Here is a 1,219-nt window from a genome sequence, read left to right as displayed (position 1 = left end):
CTCTGGCTGTCTCAGTGACAGTCTTGATGGACCGGAGTGCAATCTGGACAGCTTCTTCCCGAAACTCCGGTGTGTACTTGCTCGGTGGTGCCACTTCTTGCGTCCTCTTTTCCGTTCAAGGCAATCCTATTGGACGTCTGTCCGGAAACTTCGGGGCACCTCAACCGCCCAGAACCGGGTCTGGATAGAGATCGTCCAGATCGCCCGACCTGCTGGCCTGGATGCCCATGCTCGCGCTGACCGGCCAGGCGAGGCTCTGGGAACCGCGTCGCTTGCGGTTCCGCCTCTTCTTTCCGCAGCCGACCAGCCCGCCACCACCGGCGCAGGATTCTCCGCCTCGCCCTGGACCGGCGAGATCACCGCCGCCCCTGAACGGCTCGCGCTCCTGCCCAACCCGGCTGACCAGCAACCCACCGTCCCTGCGACAGCATCACCCGCCCCGGCCAGTGGAACCCGGCGCCACCCGACGCGACAACCGGGCCACCGGCCTGCCCACCATCACGCTCCGGGAGAGCAAAAGGGTCCACCAACTCCGTCGGCGGACCCTCAAGAAGGATCGAGGCTAGCTGACATGCCCGAGAGGTACCGTCCGCGCCGGTCGCAGATGCGAGATCAGGTGCGTCTCCCACAAACGAAGGACCGATGGGAGGATGCCCCGCGCCCACATCCTGGCCAAGATCATGGGTGCCGCCCATGCGAGGGCGGCGGGTACCGGACTGGAAAGGCTGGTTAACGTGAGGGCTCGTCGCACTGCCACGACATTGATGGTCATCGCCGGAATCGGGATGCTGGGGCTTACGGCCACTCCGGCTGTTGCGAATGATCTCGTACCTGCGAAGGCTCTTGACTCCCGGCAGGAATACAACCAGAAGTTCACGGCGTATGCCGGTAACCCCATCGCGGCGCTGGGCAAGGCGCGCCAGCAGATGGAGGATTCCGTGCAAAGCGGTTTGTTCGGTGACTGCACCGAGGTCCACAGCACTGCAGAATGGGTGCTGATCCCTGGCAGGCACGCAATTGGAACGGCTACTGTTTACGCATATTGCCTGCAATAAAGCCGGGCAGGGAAAGGGGCATGGGTAGCGTCCCGAATTGATATTCAGTGGTAAAGGGCTACTTTGCCGAGCCTCGATCATTCACGTGCGCGCGCCGGCGTGAGGGGATCGGCTGAGATATCTGGTTTCTGATGGTTCGTTCCGCGGGCTGGCTGTCGCGGGTC

General features: G+C 63.2%; 1 protein-coding gene and 1 pseudogene. Both read left to right on the top strand.

Going from position 1 to position 1,219, the window contains the following annotated elements; translation table 11 throughout:
* Window positions 1–112: 112 nt before the first annotated feature.
* Window positions 113–397, top strand: a pseudogene (locus tag AC07DW_RS34555) (IS1380 family transposase); the annotation flags it as partial.
* A gap of 253 nt (window positions 398–650) precedes the next feature.
* Window positions 651–1,055 carry a hypothetical protein gene (locus AC07DW_RS34550; RefSeq protein WP_478861541.1) on the top strand — a complete coding sequence of 135 codons (405 nt, stop codon included), beginning with the start codon at window positions 651–653 and terminating at the stop codon, window positions 1,053–1,055.
* Window positions 1,056–1,219: the final 164 nt, after the last annotated feature.

It is taken from the genome of Streptomyces sp. NPDC045701 (assembly GCF_056432045.1).
Note: the sequence above shows the minus strand (reverse complement) of the source record. Positions and strands in the feature narration are given on the sequence as shown.